17 protein-coding genes are annotated in these 17083 nt (G+C 72.0%); 13 read left to right on the forward strand and 4 right to left on the reverse strand.

Annotated features, from left to right (window positions below; all coding sequences use genetic code 11):
* Positions 1-47: 47 nt before the first annotated feature.
* Positions 48-635, reverse strand: a complete 588-nt coding sequence (locus tag ACIQU3_RS26095; protein WP_403736944.1) for a TetR/AcrR family transcriptional regulator — start codon at positions 633-635, stop codon at positions 48-50.
* A 96-nt stretch (positions 636-731) separates the two neighbouring features.
* Here ACIQU3_RS26095 and ACIQU3_RS26100 point away from each other — a divergent pair, with 96 nt between their 5' ends.
* The 5 genes from ACIQU3_RS26100 (at position 732) to gatB (ending at position 4768) form a co-directional block, all read left to right on the forward strand.
* Positions 732-1103 carry a DUF4267 domain-containing protein gene (locus ACIQU3_RS26100; RefSeq protein WP_403736941.1) on the forward strand — a complete coding sequence of 124 codons (372 nt, stop codon included), beginning with the start codon at positions 732-734 and terminating at the stop codon, positions 1101-1103.
* A 102-nt stretch (positions 1104-1205) separates the two neighbouring features.
* Positions 1206-1502: an Asp-tRNA(Asn)/Glu-tRNA(Gln) amidotransferase subunit GatC gene (gene gatC, locus ACIQU3_RS26105; protein ID WP_031485327.1), complete on the forward strand. Its 297-nt coding sequence runs from the start codon at positions 1206-1208 to the stop codon at positions 1500-1502.
* Positions 1503-1507: 5 nt separating this feature from the next.
* A complete protein-coding gene (gene gatA, locus ACIQU3_RS26110; protein ID WP_403736937.1) occupies positions 1508-3001 on the forward strand; it encodes an Asp-tRNA(Asn)/Glu-tRNA(Gln) amidotransferase subunit GatA in 1494 nt (497 codons plus the stop codon).
* Positions 2998-3237: a hypothetical protein gene (locus tag ACIQU3_RS26115; RefSeq protein WP_019329755.1), complete on the forward strand. Its 240-nt coding sequence runs from the start codon at positions 2998-3000 to the stop codon at positions 3235-3237. The genes gatA and ACIQU3_RS26115 overlap by 4 nt, the downstream gene beginning before the upstream one ends.
* 16 nt (positions 3238-3253) lie before the next feature.
* Positions 3254-4768, forward strand: a complete 1515-nt coding sequence (gene gatB, locus ACIQU3_RS26120) for an Asp-tRNA(Asn)/Glu-tRNA(Gln) amidotransferase subunit GatB (RefSeq protein WP_403736934.1) — start codon at positions 3254-3256, stop codon at positions 4766-4768.
* Between the two features lie 62 nt (positions 4769-4830).
* Here the strand turns inward: gatB and ACIQU3_RS26125 are convergent, their stop codons facing one another.
* On the reverse strand, positions 4831-5634 hold the full coding sequence (locus ACIQU3_RS26125; protein ID WP_403736931.1) for an SAM-dependent methyltransferase: 804 nt from the start codon (positions 5632-5634) through the stop codon (positions 4831-4833).
* Positions 5635-5825: 191 nt separating this feature from the next.
* Here ACIQU3_RS26125 and ACIQU3_RS26130 point away from each other — a divergent pair, with 191 nt between their 5' ends.
* The 7 genes from ACIQU3_RS26130 (at position 5826) to ACIQU3_RS26160 (ending at position 13493) form a co-directional block, all read left to right on the forward strand.
* Positions 5826-6167: a hypothetical protein gene (locus ACIQU3_RS26130; RefSeq protein WP_403736928.1), complete on the forward strand. Its 342-nt coding sequence runs from the start codon at positions 5826-5828 to the stop codon at positions 6165-6167.
* A 158-nt stretch (positions 6168-6325) separates the two neighbouring features.
* Positions 6326-8572, forward strand: coding sequence for an MMPL family transporter (locus ACIQU3_RS26135; protein ID WP_403928013.1), 2247 nt, complete (start codon positions 6326-6328; stop codon positions 8570-8572).
* Positions 8550-9122 (forward strand): GNAT family N-acetyltransferase, encoded by a 573-nt coding sequence (locus tag ACIQU3_RS26140; RefSeq protein WP_403928015.1) that lies wholly within the window; start codon positions 8550-8552, stop codon positions 9120-9122. The genes ACIQU3_RS26135 and ACIQU3_RS26140 overlap by 23 nt, the downstream gene beginning before the upstream one ends.
* Before the next feature lie 35 nt (positions 9123-9157).
* Positions 9158-9700 (forward strand): hypothetical protein, encoded by a 543-nt coding sequence (locus ACIQU3_RS26145; protein ID WP_403928016.1) that lies wholly within the window; start codon positions 9158-9160, stop codon positions 9698-9700.
* A gap of 198 nt (positions 9701-9898) precedes the next feature.
* On the forward strand, positions 9899-10084 hold the full coding sequence (locus ACIQU3_RS26150; RefSeq protein ID WP_403928018.1) for a hypothetical protein: 186 nt from the start codon (positions 9899-9901) through the stop codon (positions 10082-10084).
* Positions 10085-10212: 128 nt separating this feature from the next.
* Positions 10213-13257 carry an ATP-binding protein gene (locus tag ACIQU3_RS26155; protein WP_403928021.1) on the forward strand — a complete coding sequence of 1015 codons (3045 nt, stop codon included), beginning with the start codon at positions 10213-10215 and terminating at the stop codon, positions 13255-13257.
* 50 nt (positions 13258-13307) lie between these two features.
* Complete coding sequence (locus ACIQU3_RS26160; protein WP_403928022.1) at positions 13308-13493, forward strand: DUF6191 domain-containing protein; 186 nt, start codon at positions 13308-13310, stop codon at positions 13491-13493.
* A gap of 139 nt (positions 13494-13632) precedes the next feature.
* Here the strand turns inward: ACIQU3_RS26160 and ACIQU3_RS26165 are convergent, their stop codons facing one another.
* Together ACIQU3_RS26165 and ACIQU3_RS26170 are read right to left on the reverse strand one after the other, a co-directional pair.
* A complete protein-coding gene (locus tag ACIQU3_RS26165; RefSeq protein WP_403736907.1) occupies positions 13633-14802 on the reverse strand; it encodes a PQQ-dependent sugar dehydrogenase in 1170 nt (389 codons plus the stop codon).
* 162 nt (positions 14803-14964) lie between these two features.
* Entirely contained in the window at positions 14965-15963 is a 999-nt protein-coding gene (locus ACIQU3_RS26170) for an aldo/keto reductase (protein WP_403736904.1), read from the reverse strand.
* A gap of 77 nt (positions 15964-16040) precedes the next feature.
* On the opposite strand from ACIQU3_RS26170, the gene ACIQU3_RS26175 reads away from it, so the two are divergent.
* Complete coding sequence (locus ACIQU3_RS26175) at positions 16041-16991, forward strand: 2-hydroxyacid dehydrogenase (RefSeq protein ID WP_403928024.1); 951 nt, start codon at positions 16041-16043, stop codon at positions 16989-16991.
* Positions 16992-17083: the final 92 nt, after the last annotated feature.

Raw genomic sequence — 17083 nt, forward strand, 5'->3', positions numbered from 1 at the left:
CGCCCCGCTGTCGCGCTCGTCCGGGACGAATTCCGCGCGGCGAGCGCTCAGTCCGCGCCCTGCGGCGCGAAGTGGTCGATGAACAGCGCCAGCCGTCGCTCGTGCGCCTCCTCGGGCAACCGGCCGCTGCGCATCAGGGTCACCAGTCCGTGCAGCCCGGCCCAGTACGTCTCCGTCAGTGCTCCCGTGTCCTCGCCCTCGGCCGCGATCGGCTGGACGGCCCGCAGCAGTTCGCCGAAAGCGTCCTGGAGGGCCGCGGGCGCCTCGGGGGTGGCGAAGGGCAGGTCCACGTCGAGCGTGAAGATCACGTCGTAGAGCGCGGGCCGCCGCCGGGCGAAGGCGGTGTACGCGCGGCCCACCGCGGCCAGCGCCTCGCGGGCACTCCCGGCGGCCGTGCGCGCCGCCCGCATCTCCTCGGCCAGGTCGGCGCAGCCCTGCACCGCCACCGCCGCCATGATCGCGCCCTTGCCCTTGAAATGGCTGTAGAGCACCGGCTGGCTGTACTCGATCTCGTCGGCGAGCCGGCGCGTGGTCACCGCGTCCCAGCCTTCCGCCTCCGCCAGCTCCCGCGCGGCCGTCACGATCAGCCGCTCGCGTTCCGCTCGTTCACGCTCCCGGCGCGTCTGAATCGTCATGCGGTGAATGCTAGCACCGCTAGCGTTCCTGCCGGTGCTCTGCTAGCTTCGCTCCTGTCCCTAGCAGCGCTAGAAAATCAGCAACCGGAGAAGGTCATGACCGTCGCCGCACACACCCTGGCCGTCGTGCTCAACCTGTTCTGCCTGTTCCTCGGCTACCGGTTCCTCTTCCAGCCCGCCCCCGCGGCCGCCGGCTACGGCGTGCCGGCCGACCCCGGCGGCGACGCCGGTGCCTACCTGACGATCAAGGGTCTGCGGGACGGCACCCTCGGGCTGGTGGGTCTGGTTCTGCTCGCCTTCGCGGGAGCCGGGGCGGAGGCCTGGTTCATGCTCGCCGTGGCACTCGTACCGCTCGGCGACACCCTGATCGTGCTGCGTCACGGCGGTGCGAAGGCGGTGGCCTTCGGTATCCACTTCGCCACCGCGGTCGTCGTCCTGATCAGCGCCGGCCTGCTCTTCGCGGTCTGAGCGCCTCCCGGGCGCCTCCGGGGCGAAACCGTTTCACGGGCACGGCCCCGCGCCCCATAGGATTGGGCCAAACCACATTCACTCACCCCAGAGGATCGCTGCATGCCTGGCATCACGCGCGAGGAGGTCGCCCACCTCGCCCGGCTGGCGCGTCTGGAGCTGAAGCCCGAAGAGCTCGAACACTTCGCGGGACAGCTGGACGACATCATCGGCGCGGTCGCCCGCGTCAGCGAGGTCGCCGACCAAGACGTACCGCCGACCTCGCACCCGCTCCCGCTGACGAACGTCATGCGCGTGGACGAGGTCCGTCCGTCGCTCACCCCCGAGCAGGCGCTCTCCGGCGCCCCGGCCCAGGAGCAGCAGCGTTTCAAGGTGCCGCAGATCCTGGGGGAGGACTAACAGCCATGACGGACATCATCAAGCTCACGGCCGCCGAGACGGCCGCGAAGATCGCCTCCGGGGAACTCACGGCCGTGCAGGTCACCGAGGCCCACCTGGCCCGCATCGAGGCCGTCGACGAGAAGGTGCACGCCTTCCTGCACGTCGACCGCGAGGGCGCCCTCGCCCAGGCCCGTGCCGTGGACGCCAAGCGCGAGCGCGGCGAGAAGCTCGGCCCGCTGGCCGGCGTGCCCCTGGCGCTGAAGGACATCTTCACCACCGAGGGCGTGCCCACGACCGTCGGTTCGAAGATCCTCGAGGGCTGGATCCCGCCGTACGACGCGACCGTCACCCAGCGCCTGAAGGCCGCCGACGTCGTGATCCTCGGCAAGACCAACATGGACGAGTTCGCCATGGGGTCCTCCACCGAGAACAGCGCCTACGGCCCGACCGGCAACCCCTGGGACCTCACCAAGATCCCCGGCGGCTCCGGCGGCGGTTCCTCCGCCGCGCTGGCCTCCTTCCAGGCGCCGCTCGCCATCGGCACCGACACCGGCGGTTCCATCCGCCAGCCGGCCGCCGTCACCGGCACGGTCGGCGTGAAGCCGACCTACGGCGCGGTCTCCCGGTACGGCATGGTCGCCTTCTCCTCCTCCCTCGACCAGGGCGGCCCCTGCGCCCGCACGGTCCTGGACGCGGCCCTGCTGCACGAGGTGATCGCCGGGCACGACCCGATGGACTCCACCTCCATCGACGAGCCCGTCCCGGCGGTCGTCGAGGCCGCCCGCAACGGCAGCGTCGAGGGCATGCGTGTCGGCGTCGTCAAGCAGTTCCGCGGCGAGGGCTACCAGGCCGGCGTCATCCAGCGGTTCGACGAGTCCGTCGCGCTGCTCAAGGAACTGGGCGCCGAGATCGTCGAGCTGGACTGCCCGTCCTTCGACCTGGCGCTGTCGGCGTACTACCTGATCGCGCCCTCCGAATGCTCCTCCAACCTCGCCCGCTTCGACGGCCTGCGCTACGGCATGCGGACCGGCGACGACGGCACGCACTCCGCCGAGGAGGTCACCTCCCTCACCCGTGAGGCGGGCTTCGGACCCGAGGTCAAGCGGCGCATCATGCTCGGCACCTACGCCCTGTCGAGCGGCTACTACGACGCCTACTACGGCAGCGCCCAGAAGGTCCGCACGCTCATCAAGCGGGACTTCGACAAGGCGTTCGAGCAGGTCGACGTGATCGTCTCCCCGACGACCCCCACCACCGCCTTCGCGATCGGCGAGCGCGCCGACGACCCGATGGCGATGTACCTCGCCGACCTGTGCACCATCCCGACCAACCTGGCGGGCAACGCGGCCATGTCGCTGCCGTGCGGTCTCGCCCCGGAGGACAACCTCCCGGTCGGCCTGCAGATCATCGCCCCCGTCATGAAGGACGACCGCCTGTACAAGGTGGGAGCAGCCGTCGAGGCCGCCTTCGTGGAAAAGTGGGGCCACCCGCTGATCGAGGAGGCTCCGTCGCTGTGAGCGCACTGTCCAAGGCCAAGGGCTTCAAGAAGTCCAAGTCCGGTCTGTACGTCTCGATGGCCACGTCGGCGTTCGGCGCCGTCGGTGTCTACAAGCAGATCAAGAAGGCCCGCGGAGACAACGACACGCTGCGGCTGCTCGACGCCGTCGTGACCGGCGCCGCCGTCGTCACCAACCTGGCCATTCTCTACCGCGAGCTGAAGCGGCTGGGCGACGACGACGTCCTGCTGGGCTGAGAGGGAAGTACTCACCGTGACCACCACGACCGACCTGGTGTCGTACGAGGAAGCACTCGCGTCGTACGACCCCGTCATGGGCCTCGAGGTCCATGTCGAACTCGGCACCAAGACCAAGATGTTCTGCGGCTGTTCGACCGCCCTCGGTCAGGACGCCAACACACAGACCTGCCCGGTCTGCCTCGGCATGCCCGGCGCGCTCCCGGTCGTCAACGCGACCGGCGTCGAGTCCGCCATCAAGATCGGCCTCGCGCTGAACTGCGAGATCGCCGAGTGGTGCCGCTTCGCCCGGAAGAACTACTTCTATCCGGACATGCCGAAGAACTTCCAGACCTCCCAGTACGACGAGCCGATCGCCTTCAACGGCTACCTCGACGTGCAGCTGGAGGACGGCGAGACCTTCCGCGTGGAGATCGAGCGCGCCCACATGGAGGAGGACACCGGCAAGTCGACACACGTCGGCGGCGCCACCGGCCGTATCCACGGCGCGTCCCACTCGCTGCTGGACTACAACCGCGCCGGCATCCCGCTCATCGAGATCGTCACCAAGCCGATCGAGGGCGCGGGCGAGCGTGCCCCCGAGGTCGCGCGGGCCTATGTCCGTGAGCTGCGCGAGGTCATCAAGGCGCTCGGCGTCTCCGAGGCCCGGATGGAGATGGGCCAGATGCGCTGCGACGTGAACCTGTCGCTGCGCCCCAACGGCACCGAGAAGTTCGGCACCCGTTCGGAGACGAAGAACGTCAACTCGCTGCGGTCCGTGGAGCGCGCGGCCCGCTTCGAGATCCAGCGGCACGCGGCGGTGCTCTCCTCGGGCGGCACGATCATCCAGGAGACCCGGCACTTCCACGAGGACACGGGGTCGACGACCTCGGGCCGGGTGAAGGAGGAGGCCGAGGACTACCGGTACTTCCCGGAGCCCGACCTCGTCCCGGTGGCCCCCTCCCGTGCGTGGGTCGAGGAGATCCGGGCCGCGCTGCCCGAGCTGCCGCTGGTCCGCCGCAACCGGCTCCGCGAGGAGTGGGGCGTCTCGGCCACCGACATGCAGGCGATCCTCAACGCCGGTGCGCTGGAGCCGATCGTCGCCACGATCGACGCCGGGGCCGACGCCGCGTCCGCCCGCAAGTGGTGGATGGGCGAGCTGGCGCGCAGCGCCAACGAGTCGGGCAAGGCGCTCGACGAGCTGGCGATCACTCCGGCGCAGGTCGCCCGGGTCACCGAGCTCGTCGCGAAGGGCGACCTGAACGACAAGCTGGCCCGGCAGGTCATCGAGGGCGTCCTCGCGGGCGAGGGCACCCCGGACGAGGTCGTCGACAAGCGCGGTCTGAAGGTCGTCTCCGACGAGGGCGCCCTCACCACCGCCGTCGAGGAGGCCATCGCCGGCAACCCGGGCGTCGCGGACAAGATCCGCGGCGGCAAGGTGGCCGCGGCCGGTGCGCTGGTCGGCGCGGTCATGAAGGCCACGCGAGGCCAGGCCGACGCGGCCCGTGTGAAGGAACTGATCCTTCAGAAGCTGGGCGTCAGCGAGGGCTGACCTCCCGCGAACCCGGCGAGGGGGGACGCACCGCACCCGGTGCGTCCCCCCTCGTCATGCACTCAGAGGCGACGGCCCACGACCCGGACGAAGCCCAGCGTCCGGCCCCGGTCGAGGCGCAGCATCTCGGCGCACTGTCCGGCCATCCGGACGTGCCACTCGTCCGTGCTCTCGTCGGCCACGACCTCGCACCAGCGCAGCCAGTCCCGCCAGCCGTCCTCCAGCCAGTCCGCGGTCTCGACCTCCACGGCCCCGCTGCGGGTCCAGTGGCGCCGCCACCAGGCGGCCGAGTGGAAGCACCAGAAGTCGGGCTCCCAGTAGGGCTTGAGGTGCTCCGGCGGCTCGACGCCGTCGATCTCCTCGCGCAGCGCCGGCACGACGACGCCGATCCGCCCGCCGGGCTTCAGCAGCCGGGTCAGAGAGGGCAGGTACAGGTCGTTCGTGCCGAAGTACTGGTAGGCGTCGATCGAGACGATCGTGTCGAAGCTGTTCTCGCCGAACGGCAGGTCGTGCGCCTCGGCCAGCACGGGCAGGACGCGGTCGGCGACGCCCGCATCGGCGATGCGCCCGGCGTTCTCGTCGGGCTTGATCCACAGGTCGGCGGCCGTGACCTGGGCGTCGTACTCCCTGGCGAGGAAGACCGACGTCATGGCGCGGCCGCAGCCGAGGTCGAGCACGCGGGAGCCGGGGCGCAGGGTGTCGAGCCCCAGGGCGGGGGCCAGCCACTCCAGCAGCCACAGCGCGTGCGGGCCCATCTGGTTGTCGACGGTCCAGCGGGCGTCGTAGCCGTTGCTGCGGGGGCAGCCGGGGTGGCTCACACGGTCAGTGAGGGGGGCGTTCGAGGTCCGGGAAGTGATGTCCGACATCGGTGGACGGGCTCCTTGAGTCCTTGAGGAAGAAAGGGGATGCGTAGGAGCTCGGTCGGACCGTCAAACAATGCACCTGCTTCGGCCGGGCGGCGGGATGCCGCGGGCATTCCTCGGACCAGCGGACGCTAACAGCAGGCCGCCCGGCCCCGCACCCGGTTTTCCCCGCCGGGCGCGCTACCGTCACGGCCATGAGTGGACGCCCTGATTCCGACAGCGAGCCCGAGATAGCGCACTCGGAGGCGGCCGCCGGGGAGGACGAGGCCGGTGACCCGGCGCAGGACGAGGGAGCCGCGCGCCGCGCCCGCTGGACGGCGGCCGCCACCGGTGCCGCACTGACCCTCGCGGGACTCGCCGCGGCCGTGCTCCGCCTCGCCCGCCCCGCGCCGGCGCTCGTCCCGGCCGCCTACGCCGGCGGGGCCGCCGTGTGCGCTGCCGCCGCCGTGCTGGGCGCCCGCGGCCGCACCCGGCGGGCGCTGTGGCTGCTGGTCGCGGGCGTGATGGTGATGGCGCTGGGGGACCAGTTCGACTGAGCCCGGCCGCTGTGAATAAGCCCACGAAACCGACAATTGATCTCTTTCGTTTGTAAGAGTGGCAGCGCATTGCTCATGCGTTCTTTGCTGGAAGTTCAGTTCATGCACGACTGTTCCCGGCCAAAGATCCACACAAGGCAACTCCGGGAGCACGTTCCGTGGCAGCCCTCGCACGCTGGTGTGTCCAGCGCCGTCTGCTCAGCGTCCTGCTGTGGCTCCTCGCTTTCGCGGGGGTCGCCGCCGGCGCCGCCGTCGCCGGCACCACGTACTCGAACGACTACCAGGTCCCCGGCACCGAGTCGGGCCGCGCCACGGAACTGCTGCACGAGGGCTTCCCGCGGCTCGGCGGGGACAGCGACACCGTCGTCTGGCACACCACGTCCGGCAGCGTCCGGGCCGCCGACGTCGAGCAGACGATGACCCGCACCCTGGACCGCATCGAGAACCTCCCCGGTGTGGCCTCGGTGACCAGCCCCTACGACGGGCCCGGCACCGGCCGCATCAGCGCGGACGGCCGGACCGCGTACGCCTCGGTCACCTTCCACCACCAGGCCGAGGACATCGCCGAGGGCGAGGCTCAGGCCGTCGTCGACACCGCGAAGAGCGCCGAGACCGGCGGGCTCCAGGTGGAGCTGGGCGGCAGCGCCGTCGCGCTCACCGAGTCCTCCGGAGGGCATGTCGCCGAGATCGTCGGCGTGATCGTCGCCGCGGTGGTGCTGTTCCTCGCCTTCGGCTCGCTCGCCGCGTCCCTGCTGCCCATCGCCACCGCCCTGGTCGGCGTCGGCACCGCCTACGCGGGGATCGTGCTGCTCGGGCACGCCATGACCGTCGCCGACTTCGCCCCCATGCTGGGCATGCTCGTCGGACTCGGTGTCGGCATCGACTACGCGCTGTTCATCGTCACCAGACACCGGCGCGGGCTGAAACGCGGGCTGTCCGTCGCCGAGGCCGCAACGAACGCCGTCGCGACCACCGGACGGGCGGTCGTCTTCGCAGGTGCCACCGTTTGCATCGCCCTGCTGGGCATGCTGATCCTGCGGTTGAGCTTCCTCAACGGCGTCGCCGTCGCGGCCAGCCTCACCGTGATCCTCACCGTCGCCGCCTCCGTGACGCTGCTGCCCGCGCTGCTGTCGTTCATCGGCATGCACGCGCTCAGCCGCCGCGAGCGCCGCCGCCTCGCGGAGCACGGCCCCGAACCCGAGGTCCCCACCGGCTTCGCGGCGCGCTGGTCGGCCTTCGTGGAGCGCCACCCCAAGGTGCTCGGCGCGGTCGCCCTGGTCGTCATGGCCGTCCTCGCGCTGCCCACCCTCTCGCTGCACCTGGGCACCTCCGACCAGGGCAACGGCCCGAAGACGGCCACCACCCGCCAGGCCTACGACCTGCTCGCCGACGGCTTCGGCCCCGGCGTGAACGGCCCGCTCACCCTCGTCACGAAGGTCGACGGCGCCGACGACAAGCTCGCCCTGGACAATCTCGACGGCACCCTCCGCGCCACCGACGGCGTGGCCTCGGTGACCCCGGTGACGTTCGACTCCGGCGGCCACACCGCGTACCTGACCGTCGTACCGGAGTCCTCCCCGCAGTCGAAGCAGACCAGTGACCTCGTCGACCGGCTGCGCGAGGAGGTGCTGCCGCGCGCCGAGTCGGGCACCGCGCTCGATGTGCAGGTGGGCGGCATGACGGCCGGCTACGACGACTTCGCCGACGTCATCGTCTCCAAGCTGCCGGTCTTCGTCGGGGCCGTCATCGGTCTGGGCTGTCTGCTGCTCCTGCTCGCCTTCCGGTCCCTCGGCATACCGCTCAAGGCCGCCGCGATGAACGTCGCCGCCGTGGCCTCCGCCTTCGGAGTCGTGGTCGCGATCTTCCAGTGGGGCTGGGGCAGCGAACTGCTCGGCCTCGGCAGCGCGGGGCCCATAGAACCCTTCCTGCCCGTGATCATGGTGTCCGTGCTCTTCGGCCTCTCCATGGACTACCAGGTCTTCCTGGTCAGCCGGATGTACGAGGAGTGGCTGGAGACCGGCGACAACCGGCGGGCGGTGCGGGTCGGCCTCGCCGAGACCAGCCGGGTGATCAACTCGGCGGCCGTCATCATGATCTCCGTCTTCCTGGCCTTCGTGCTCAGCGGCGACCGGGTGATCGCCATGTTCGGCATCGCCCTGGCCGCCGCGGTCGCCCTGGACGCCTTCGTCCTGCGCACGCTCCTCGTCCCGGCCCTGATGCACCTGCTGGGCGGCGCCAACTGGTGGCTGCCCCGCTGGCTGGACAAGAGCATGCCGCGCATCAGCATCGAGCCGCCCGAGAGCCGCGCCGCCCATGAGAGGCTGGCCGCCGCGACGGACGCCGAGGTGGCGGACGTCCTGGCGGAGGAGGAGCGGCAGCGGGATGTACGCGATATCCCTGGGTGACGACGCCGAGCTGAAGCCCCTGGAGCCCTGGCACGCCGACGAGTTCCTGGCGCACCTGGAGCGGGGGCGGGAGTTCATCGGGCGCTACATCCCGTTCGGGACGACCGAGACGGACCTGCTCTCGGCCCGGGCGAAGCTCCAGCGCTACGCCGACATGCGCGCCGCCGACACGGGGTCCCTGCACGGCCTGTGGCTGGAGGGGACCCTGGTGGGCGGGGTGCTCTTGCTGAACTTCGACGCGGCGAGCGGGAACTGCGAGGTCGGCTGCTGGCTGGAGCCCGCGGGAACGGGCCGGGGGCTGGTCACCCGCGCGATGCGGCTGCTGATCGACTGGGCTGTCGAGGAGCGCGGCATCCACCGTGTGGAGTGGGTCGCAGCCTCGGGCAACCAGCCGAGCCTGAACGTGGCCCGGCGGCTCGGGATGACCCGCGACGGTGTGCGCCGCGAGGCCCACCCCTATGGTGGCGTACGGCACGATCTCGAAGTCTGGTCGGTGCTGGCGCCCGAGTGGCGGGCCGCACGCGCGCGTGCGGCTCACAACGATCATTAAGAGACTTCTCAGACAGCGACCCTACGGTGCGAGACATGGCAACGAACGCAGTGGACGAGACCGAGGCCACCAAGGCCACGACCGACGAGAAGGCGGTGGACACCACCGAGTCCGACGAGGCGCCCCGGCCCGACGTCCCGGCCGCTGCGGACGACGCAGACGTGCCGGCCAAGGAGCAGAGCCCCTCCGGCGTGGGCCAGGGCGCCGCGGCCGTGGTCTCCGCGGCGCTGGGCGTCGTCTCGCTCACCGGCAGCTGGATCGGCACCGTCGCCGCCGCGCGCCAGAACCTGGTCGGCCAGCTGGAGACCGCGCAGAACGCGGGTGTGGCCCAGCAGATCCAGGCGGTCTACGGCGACGCCTGGCAGACCACCGCCCTGTGGGGCGGCCTGTTCGCGCTGATCGCGCTCGTCGTGGGCGTCGTGACGCTCGCCCGGCCCGCGTTCGGCACGCCGGGCAGGATCCAGGCCCCCTGGATCAAGTCCGTCGCCTGGGCGGGAGTCGCGCTCGGCGTCATCGGCCTGTTCCTGGCCGTCCTCAAGTACACCGGCATCCTGCTCGGACTGCCGTCCGCGAGCTGAGAGCCCGCAGGTCCCGAGGGGTCTTAGGCGGTTCCGTGAGCACCTTACGGAGCCCCTGAGGCCCCTCAGCCGCATCTAAGGCCCCTCCCATCGCCGAAGATGCGGAACTCTCCCGATGTGGCGGCCCCGCCTGGGAGACGAGAGTGAGGTCATCGCGGAGAAACACTCCGCGACCGGCCTCTCCTCGAAGGACACACCATGTACGAGTACGAGCTCCAGCAGCTGCGCACCTCCGACCTCATCCGCCGGGCCGACCACGAGCGTCTGGTCCGCGAGGCCGCCCGGGCCCGCCGCGCGGCCCGTCACGAAGCGGACCAGGACTCCGCCGAGCACGAGAGCCATAGCCGCCGCTTCCGCAAGCTCCGGTCCGCCCGGACGGCGTGAACACCCAGGCGGCTCCGGCCGCCGCCGTGGTCGTCCGGGGAGCAGCGGTCGTCGTTCGTAAGGGAACGGCGGCCGCTGCCCGTGCGGTTGGAGGGAAAACCGGTGCCGCGCCGCCGGAGCAGCATGCGATGCTCGGGCCTGTGGAGACCAGGTCCGTCAGTCCCGTCTTCGTCGGCCGTGCCGAGGAGTTGGGCACACTGCACGACGCGCTCGCGCGCGCCTGCGCGGGCGAGCCGCAGGCGCTGCTCATCGGCGGTGAGGCCGGGGTCGGCAAGACCCGCCTCGTCGAGGAGTTCGCCACCGCCGCCCGCCACCGAGGGGCGGTCGTCGCCCTCGGCGGCTGCGTGGAGATCGGCGCCGACGGGCTGCCCTTCGCCCCCTTCTCCACCGCCCTGCGCGCCCTGCGCCGCGAACTGCCCGGTGAACTGGCCGCCGCGGCCGCCGGGCAGGAGGAGGAACTGGCCCGGCTGCTGCCCGAGCTGGGCGAGTCACGGGCCGGACGGCACGACGAGGACGGCATGGCCCGCCTCTTCGAACTCACCGCGCGCCTCCTGGAACGCGTCGCCGCCGAGCACACCGTCGTCCTCGCCCTGGAGGACCTGCACTGGGCCGACGCCTCCACCCGCCACCTGCTCACCTACCTCGTCCGCACCCTGCGCACCGGCCGCCTCGTCGTGCTCGCCACCTACCGCTCCGACGACATCCACCGCCGCCACCCGCTCCGGCCCCTCCTCGCCGAACTCGACCGGCTCCGCACGATCCGCCGTCTCGAACTCGCCCGCTTCAACCGCGACGAGGTCGGCCGCCAGGTGGCCGGGATCCTCGCCCACGAACCCGACCCGGACCGGGTCGACGCGATCTTCCAGCGCTCCGACGGCAACGCCTTCTTCGTCGAGGAACTCGCCGTGGCCGTCCACGAGGGCTGCCGGACCGGTCTGACCGACTCCCTGCGCGACCTGCTGCTGGTGCGCGTCGAGGGGCTCCCGGAGCCCGCCCAGCAGGTCGCCCGGTTCGTCGCCGAGGGCGGCTCCACCGTCGAGTACCGGCTGCTGGCCGCCGTCGCCCGGCTCACCGAGGACGATCTCATCGAGGCGCTGCGGGCCGCCGTGAACGCCGGCATCCTCGCTCCCGCACCCGGCGGCGACGGCTACCGCTTCCGCCACTCCCTGGTCCGCGAGGCCGTCAGCGACGACCTGCTCCCCGGCGAACGCTCCCGCCTCAACCGCCGCTACGCCGAAGCCCTGGAGACCGACCCGGCCCTGGTCCCCGCCGACCAGCGGGCGACCCGCCTGGCCAGCTACTGGTACCACGCCCACGACGCCGCCAAGGCACTGCCCGCCGTCCTCGAAGCCTCCGTGGAGGCCCGCCGCCGGCACGCCTACTCCGAGCAACTCCGGCTCCTGGAGCGGGCGATGGAACTGTGGGACTCCGCTCCCGAGGCCGTGCGCGGCACGCTGCGCCCCGTGGACTACACCGAGGTCTATCCGCCCTGCGGCTGCGACCCCGCCACCACCGCGCTGCGCCACCTCGACCTGCTGGCCGAGGCGGCCGTGGCGGGACGGCTCTGCGGGGAACGCGAACGCGCGCTGAAGATCACCAAGCGGGCGCTGCGCCTGCTGGAGGACGAGGACGACCCGCTGCGCACCGCCTGGTTCTGGATCCAGCGCTCCCGGCTGGTGCAGCGGCTCGCCCGGGGCGACGGCTGGCAGGAGATAGCCACCGCGCAGGAACTGGTCCGCGGTCTGCCGCCGTCCGAGGTGCACGCCGAGGTACTGGCCACGGTCGCGCACTGGTCCATGCTGCGCGAGCCCGGCGCCGAGGCCCTGACGGCCGCCGAGCGGGCCGTCGAGTACGCGCGCATGGTGGGCGCCGACGAGATCGAGTCCAACGCGCGGCTCACCCTCGGCGGCCTCATGGTCGAGGCCGGGCAGACCGAAGCCGGGCTGGCCCACATGTACGAGGTCCGGGACGAGGTGGTCGCCCGGGGCCTCGCCGCCGTCGTCGGCCGCAGCCATGTGAACCTGCCCTCCACGCTGGAGGGCATCGGACGCTCCGAGGAGGCCGTGACCATCCTGCGCGAGGGCCTGCGGCTCACCTCCAGGATGGGTCTGACGGAGGCCGAGGGCTGGGTCCGGGGCAACCTCGCCGAGTCGCTCATCTCCCTCGGCCGCTGGGACGAGGCCGCCGAGGCGGCCGTCAGCGCACAGCGGCAGGGGCAGACCGCCGCACCGTACGGGTCGGGCGCCGGCAGCCTGGCCTTCCTCGCCCTCGCCCGCGGGCAGGTGTCCGAGGCCGCCCGCCACCTCGCCGAGGCCCGCGCCTCCTACGGTCCGCACGACCCCATGCCGCAGCACGATCTGCCGATCTCCTGCCTCACCATCGCCGTCGCGGCCGCCGAGGACCGTCTGGCCGACGCCCGCGCCGAACTGGCCCGTACCCTGGAATCCGGCTTCCCGCTCGGCACCCAGCGCTACGCCTGGCCGCTGCTGCTCCGGGCGGCCACCGCCGAGGCCGACGCCCGGGCCCTGCCCGCCGCCCGCGAGGGCCGCGAGCAGGTCCTCGGCGGCATCCTTTGTGCCGTCAAGCGCCTCACCACCCACGTCCCCGTCTGGCTCGCGCACGAGCAGTGGGTCCGCGCCGAACTCCACCGCGCCGAGGGCCGGAGCACCCCGGACACCTGGTCGGACGTGGTCACCGCCTTCGAGACCCTGGGCCGGCCCTACGACCTCGCCCGTGTCCGGTACCGCCTGGCCGAGTCGCTGCTGACGGGCTCCGGCGACGACGAGCGCGACCGCGCCACGGAACTCCTCCGGCTCGCCCACTCCGTCGCCCGCCACCTCGGTGCCGCGCCGCTCGCCGACGCCGCCACCGCGCTCGCCCGGCGCGCCCGCCTCCCGCTCGCCCCCGTCACGGGACCCGGCCCCGCGTCGGCCGACCCCGCGGACGCGCTCCGCCTCACCACCCGGGAACGGGACGTCCTGCGCCTGGTCGCCGCGGGCCACACCAACCGCCGCATCGCGGAGGAGCTGTTCATCTCCCCCAAGACCGCGAGCGTGCACGTCTCCAACATCCTCGGCAAGCTCGGCGTCTCCGGGCGGGGCGAGGCGGCGGCAGTGGCGCACCGGCTGGGGCTGTTCCCGGCCGAAACGCTGCTGCCCGGTTCGGCCCGCTGAGGCATACGCTGTATAAGAAGTCGCACAGACCGCGGCTCCAGGAGGCACCGTTGTTCAACGCGTTCGAGGAACTGTTCTCGCCGGGGCGCAAGCACACCAGCGACGAGCAGAACCGCCTGGAACTGACCCGTGAGGACGTGGGGGACGGCGACCCCGGACGCGGGCCGATAGATCTCGCCTCCGGGAAGGTCGTCGTACGGCCGCCCGACGAGGAGGCGGACAGCCCCGGCCGTTAGGGCCTGTCGTCTGGATCATGACGGCGCCGGGGGAGGCGCCCGAGCGCGCATCCACTCCGGACCGACCCCGGAGTCGCGGGGCGACCGAGAGGCGCGTTCGCTCTGGGCCGACCTGATCCGAACGACAAGCCTGGCCCCGCTACGTCACCCGCAGTTCCAGGATCCGGTCGTCGCCGGCCTTCGGGCTGCCCCGGCCGTCCGTGTTGCTGGTGACCAGCCAGAGCCTGTCGCCGCCCGCCGATACGACCGTGCGCAGCCGCCCGTACTCGCCCTCCAGGAACGCCTGCGGTTTCGCCGAGGCCGCCGTGCCGTCCAGCGGGATGCGCCACAGCCGCTTGCCGCGCAGGCCCGCCATCCACACCGAACCCTGGGCATGGGCGATGCCGCTGGGCGAGGCCTCGGCCGTGGTCCACTGGTCGATCGGGTTGTGGAACTCTTTGTCGTCGGACCGGCCCTCGGCCTCCGGCCAGCCGTAGTTGTCTCCCGGCTTGATCGCGTTGAGCTCGTCCCAGGTGTCCTGCCCGAACTCCGAGGCGAACAGCCGCTGCCTGCCGTCCCAGGCGAGGCCCTGCACGTTGCGGTGCCCGTAGGAGTACACCGGCGAGTCCGGGAACGGATTGCCCGGCGCCGGCTCGCCCTCCGGGGTCAGCCGCAGGATCTTGCCGCCCAACGACTCCTTGTCCTGGGACAGGCCCGTGTCGCCGCTCTCGCCGGTGCCGACGTACAGCATCTTGTCCGGGCCGAACGCGATGCGGCCGCCGTTGTGGATGAAGCCCTTGGGGATGCCCTTGAAGACCGTGTCGGGAGCGCCGAGCTGCTCGCCGGCCGGCTTCTGCTCGTCGTAGATCATGCGGACGATGCGGTTGTCGGAGGCCGAGGTGAAGTAGGCGTAGACCATGCGGTCCGAGGCGTAGTCGGGGGAGAGGGCGAGTCCGAGGAGGCCGCCCTCGCCGGCCGCCGAGACGCCCGGCACCTCGCCCAGCTCGGTCTTCTTGCCGGTCTTGTCGTCGACCCGGACGATCGTCCCGTCGTCCCGGGAGGAGACGAGCAGCCCGCCCCCCGGCAGCGGAGCGAGCCCCCAGGGGGAGTCCAGGCCTTCGGCGACCGTGCGCACCACCTTCACGGAGCCCTTGGCGGGTGGTGTCTCCCCGGCCTGCCGTGGCGGCGCGGAAGATCCCGTGGCGGTACGGCTCGGGGAGGTGCTCCGGTCCTTGCCGGAGGGGCCTGTGCCGTCGGAGGAGCAACCGGCCGTCAGCAGGAGCGCGGCGGCGGCCAGCACGGCCGGGACGGCTCGACGTCGCACGATCATGGTCCCTTCGACGGGGCGGGTCCTCTCCCTGTCATACACCGCTCGTGGCTCCGAGGTTCCCGATCACGGAATGCCGCACCGGGAACGGGGGGTTTGCCCGGAACGCGCCGGCGGAAACCGGGGCTCAGTGCCGACGCCCCCCGGGCCGGCGGAAACCGGGGCTCAGTCCCACGACCCCCGGGCCGGCGGCAGCGCGGCTATCTCCCTGAGATCGTCGAGCGTCAGGCGCACGTCCGCGGCGGCTGTGTTCTCCGTGACCCAGCGCTCCTGCTTCGTGCCGGGGACGGGGACCACGTGCGGGCCCTGGGCCAGCACCCACGCGAGGGCGACCTGGGCGGGCGTGACGTCCGTGCCGTGCCGGCGGGCCACACGGCGCAGACCCGCGACGACCGGCTGGTTCGCGGCCATCATCTCGCCCGTGAAGCGGGGGTGCCGGGCCCGCGGGTCGTCCGCCTCGAAGCCCGCGCCGGGGCGCAGCCTGCCGGTCAGGAAGCCGTTGCCCAGCGGCATCGCGGCGAGGAAACCCACACCCCGCGTCCGGCACCACGGCAGCAGGGTCTCCAGCGCCTCCGGCGACCACACCGACAGCTCGGCCTGCACCGCGCTCACCGGGAAGACCTGTTGCACCCGTTCCAGCTGCCGGATCGTTCCGTCGTGCAGCCGGGCCCCGGGGCGGCGGCCGGCCCGCGCTCCGACCGCGCACAGGCCCAATGCCCGCACCTTCCCGGCCTGCACGAGCTCCGCCATCGCGCCCCAGGTCTCCTCCACGGGCACCTCGGGGTCGGCCCGGTGCAGCTGGTAGAGGTCGATGACGTCCGTCTGCAGCCGCCGCAGCGAGGCGTCGCAGGCCCGCTTCACGTACCCGGGACGGCCGTTGGCGACGATGTGCTGGTCGCCCACGAGCAGGCCGACCTTCGTCGACACGAACGCGTCGGACCGCCGCTCCTTCAACGCCCGCCCCACCAGCAGCTCGTTGGTGAAGGGGCCGTACATGTCGGCGGTGTCCAGCAGGGACGCGCCCAGGTCGAGCGCCCGGTGCACCGCCCTGAGCGACTCGTCGCCGCGTCGCCGCGACGCACTGTAGGCCCAGCTCATCGGCATGCACCCGAGTCCGACGGCCCCCACCGCGAGCGCCGCCGCGCCGATCGTCCTGCGCTCCACCTGGTCGTGACCCTCCCTGTTCGAGCCACCCCAACCTAACCTCTGCCGTCACACGCACCTGACATAGCCTCCAGAGCATGACTGCTGACGTGTGGCTGCCCATCCCGCCGGACGAGATCGACGGACTCCCCGAGGGCCTGGACTACCGTTTCTGGAACGGCGAGGAGGACTTCCCCGCGGACCCGGCCGACTGTGCCTTCTACGTCGTCCCCTACATGAAGCCCAGCCCGCTGTGCGTACGTCCCCTGGGGCGGATGAGCAACGTCCGTGTCGTGCAGACGCTCTCGGCCGGGATCGACCACGTGGAGCCGGGGCTCGCGCAACTGGCCGCCGGTGTCCGGCTGTGCAACGCGCGCGGGGTGCACGAGGCCAGCACCGGCGAGCTGACCCTAGCGCTGATCCTCGCCTCGCTGCGCGGGATCCCCGACTTCGTGCGCGCGCAGGACCGGGGGGAGTGGCTCGGCGGATTCCGCCCCGCGCTCGCGGACAAGAACGTCCTCATCGTGGGGTACGGCTCGATCGGCGAGGCCATCGAGGACCGGCTCGTTCCGTTCGAGGTGGCGCGGGTGGCGCGCGTCGCGCGCTCTGAGCGCACCACAGCGCGCGGTCCGGTGCATCCGCTCACCGAACTCCCGGCGCTGCTGCCGGAGGCGGACGTCGTCATCCTGTCCACCCCGCTCACCGAAACGACCCGTGGCCTGGCCGGAGCCGACTTCCTGTCCCGGATGAAGGACGGCGCGCTCCTGGTCAACGTCGCCCGCGGCCCGGTCGTCGACACCAAGGCCCTGCTCGCCGAGCTGGAGACCGGCCGCATCACCGCCGCCCTCGACGTCACCGACCCGGAGCCGCTGGCGCGCGAACACCCCCTGTGGCGTGCGCCGGGGGTACTCATCAGCCCCCACGCCGGCGGACCCACCTCCGCTTTCCTTCCGCGCGCCAAGCGGCTCCTGGTGGACCAGTTGCACCGTTATGTGAACCGGGAGCCGCTCCACAACGTGATCCTTACGACGGGTGCCTCAACCGTCTGAGACAACTGCGAGTACCGTCCGCAATCCTCCGGGTGCGGCGGGTACTCATATATCTGTTGATCGTCACGGAGCGTAGAGAACCTATGTCCCTG

The organism is Streptomyces sp. NPDC101110 (assembly GCF_044759525.1).
GTDB lineage: Bacteria > Actinomycetota > Actinomycetes > Streptomycetales > Streptomycetaceae > Streptomyces.

Coding starts and splice junctions, on each gene's coding strand:
- gatC (WP_031485327.1), top strand. CDS start 1,206: ATGCCTGGCATCACGCGCGAGGAGGTCGCCCACCTCGCCCGGCTGGCG.
- ACIQU3_RS26095 (WP_403736944.1), bottom strand. CDS start 635: ATGACGATTCAGACGCGCCGGGAGCGTGAACGAGCGGAACGCGAGCGG.
- ACIQU3_RS26125 (WP_403736931.1), bottom strand. CDS start 5,634: ATGTCGGACATCACTTCCCGGACCTCGAACGCCCCCCTCACTGACCGT.
- ACIQU3_RS26130 (WP_403736928.1), top strand. CDS start 5,826: ATGAGTGGACGCCCTGATTCCGACAGCGAGCCCGAGATAGCGCACTCG.
- ACIQU3_RS26145 (WP_403928016.1), top strand. CDS start 9,158: ATGGCAACGAACGCAGTGGACGAGACCGAGGCCACCAAGGCCACGACC.
- ACIQU3_RS26155 (WP_403928021.1), top strand. CDS start 10,213: ATGCTCGGGCCTGTGGAGACCAGGTCCGTCAGTCCCGTCTTCGTCGGC.
- ACIQU3_RS26175 (WP_403928024.1), top strand. CDS start 16,041: ATGACTGCTGACGTGTGGCTGCCCATCCCGCCGGACGAGATCGACGGA.
- ACIQU3_RS26150 (WP_403928018.1), top strand. CDS start 9,899: ATGTACGAGTACGAGCTCCAGCAGCTGCGCACCTCCGACCTCATCCGC.
- ACIQU3_RS26140 (WP_403928015.1), top strand. CDS start 8,550: ATGTACGCGATATCCCTGGGTGACGACGCCGAGCTGAAGCCCCTGGAG.
- ACIQU3_RS26100 (WP_403736941.1), top strand. CDS start 732: ATGACCGTCGCCGCACACACCCTGGCCGTCGTGCTCAACCTGTTCTGC.
- gatA (WP_403736937.1), top strand. CDS start 1,508: ATGACGGACATCATCAAGCTCACGGCCGCCGAGACGGCCGCGAAGATC.
- ACIQU3_RS26165 (WP_403736907.1), bottom strand. CDS start 14,802: ATGATCGTGCGACGTCGAGCCGTCCCGGCCGTGCTGGCCGCCGCCGCG.